This window comes from Inquilinus sp., from assembly GCF_057815775.1.
In genome coordinates this window covers 1-1,985 of the sequence record NZ_JBYRFX010000837.1, presented here as the reverse complement: position 1 = coordinate 1,985, position 1,985 = coordinate 1, and the positions used below count along the sequence as shown (strand labels likewise).

Here is a 1,985-nt window from a genome sequence, read left to right as displayed (position 1 = left end):
ACCACCGGCGCCCGCATCCATGCCCGCGTCGGCGGGCTGCAGGCCAGCGAGATCAAGGGCGAGGACGGGCTGCGATGAGCGCCAAGATCAGAAAGATCGTGACGGTCGTCGAGGAGACGGTGACCGAGATGGGCCGGCCGGTCACCCCGCCGACTCGCCGCGCCGCCGCGGTGGCGGTGATCGAGAACCCCTTCGCCGGCCGCTATGTCGACGACCTGACCGAGCTGTTCGAGATCGGCGAGGAGCTGGGCGCGCTGCTGACCGCGAAGGCGGTGGCGGCGCTGGGCATCGAGGGATCGCGCGCCGAGAGCTATGGCAAGGCCGCGGCGGTGGGCGAGAATGGCGAGCTGGAGCATGCCGCCGCCATCCTGCACCCGAAGCTGGGCACCCCGGTGCGCAAGGTGCTGGGCAAGGGGGCTGCGCTGATCCCGTCCTCCAAGAAGCGCGGCGGCCCCGGCGTGGCGCTTGATATTCCGCTGGGCCACAAGGACGCGGCCTATGTCCGCAGCCATTTCGATGGCATGGAGGTGCGCATCGCCGATGCGCCGCGCGCCGGTGAGATCGTGGTCGCGGTGGCGGTGACCGACAGCGGCCGCCCCCTGCCCCGGGTCGGCGGCCTGAAGACGACCGAGATCAAGGGAGAGGACGGGCTGCGATAGCGGATTGAAGCCGGGCCCTATCCCAACTGTCAGCCCGGCGATGACAATAGGAATCAGTGGGAATTAAGGCCTGGCAACCGGCACAACGAGAGGGCAAACCACAAGGCAGCCCGACCGACAGGAACACGAAGGAGACAGGGATGACGGCAAGGTTTCACGTCGCGGCAGCGCTGGCGCTGTTCGCCGCACTCGGCACCCCGGCAGCCGCCGGGGCGCAGGAGATCAAGATCGGGGAGATCAACAGCTACTCCGGGCTGCCGGCCTTCACCGAGCCCTACCGCAAGGGCTGGCAGCTGGCGATCGAGGAGATCAACGCCGCCGGCGGGGTGAACGGCCAGAAGCTGGTCGTCGTCTCCAAGGATGATGGCGGGAAGCCGGCGGACGCCGTGACCGCCGCCAATGAGCTGGTGTCGTCCGAAGGCGTCACCATCCTGGCCGGCACCTTCTTCTCCAACATCGGCCTGGCCGTGTCGGACTTCGCCAAGCAGAAGAAGGTGTTCTTCATGGCGGCGGAGCCGCTGACCGACGCCGTGACCTGGGCCAACGGCAACCGCTACACCTTCCGCCTGCGCCCATCGAACTACATGCAGGCAGCGATGCTGGCGGAAGAGGCGGCGAAGCTGCCGGCCAAGCGCTGGGCCACGGTGGCGCCGAACTACGAATACGGACAGTCGGCCGTCGCGGTGTTCAAGCAGCTGTTGTCGGCCAAGCGGCCCGACATCGAATGGGTCGACGCGCAGTGGCCGCCGCAGGGCAAGATCGACGCCGGCTCCGTGGTGCAGGCGCTGGCCGCGGCGAAGCCCGAGGCGATCCTGAACGTCACCTTCGGCGCCGACCTGGTGAAGTTCGTGCGCGAAGGCAACACCCGCGGCCTGTTCGACGGTCGTTCGGTGGTCAGCTTCCTGACCGGCGAGCCGGAGTATCTCGACCCGCTGAAGGACGAGACCCCGGCCGGCTGGATCGTCACCGGCTATCCCTGGTACGCGATCAAGACGCCGGCGCATGATGCGTTCCTGAAGGCTTACCAGGCCAAGTACAACGACTATCCCCGCCTGGGCTCGATCGTCGGCTACATGACGATGAAGTCGATCGCGGCGATCCTGGCCAAGGCCGGGTCGGCCGACCCCGACAAGATGATCGCGGCGGCCGAGGGCATCGGCCTCGACAGCCCGTTCGGCCCGATCGTCTTCCGCAAGATCGACCACCAATCGACCCTGGGCGCCTTCGTCGGCAAGACCGCGGTCCAGGACGACAAGGGCGTGATGGTCGACTTCCAGTACCGCGACGGCGCGCAGTATCTGCCCAGCGATGCCGAGGTCGCCAAGC

At 67.9% G+C, this 1,985-nt stretch carries 2 protein-coding genes; both read left to right on the top strand.

Translation table 11 applies throughout. The annotated features are described in order from the left end of the window. Positions 1-74 precede the first annotated feature (74 nt). Positions 75-659 carry an amino acid synthesis family protein gene (locus AC3XYG_RS29930; RefSeq protein WP_489143528.1) on the top strand — a complete coding sequence of 195 codons (585 nt, stop codon included), beginning with the start codon at positions 75-77 and terminating at the stop codon, positions 657-659. A 140-nt stretch (positions 660-799) separates the two neighbouring features. Beyond that, positions 800-1,985, top strand: a 1,186-nt coding sequence (locus AC3XYG_RS29925) for an ABC transporter substrate-binding protein (RefSeq protein WP_489143527.1), incomplete at its 3' end; no start/stop codon positions are given.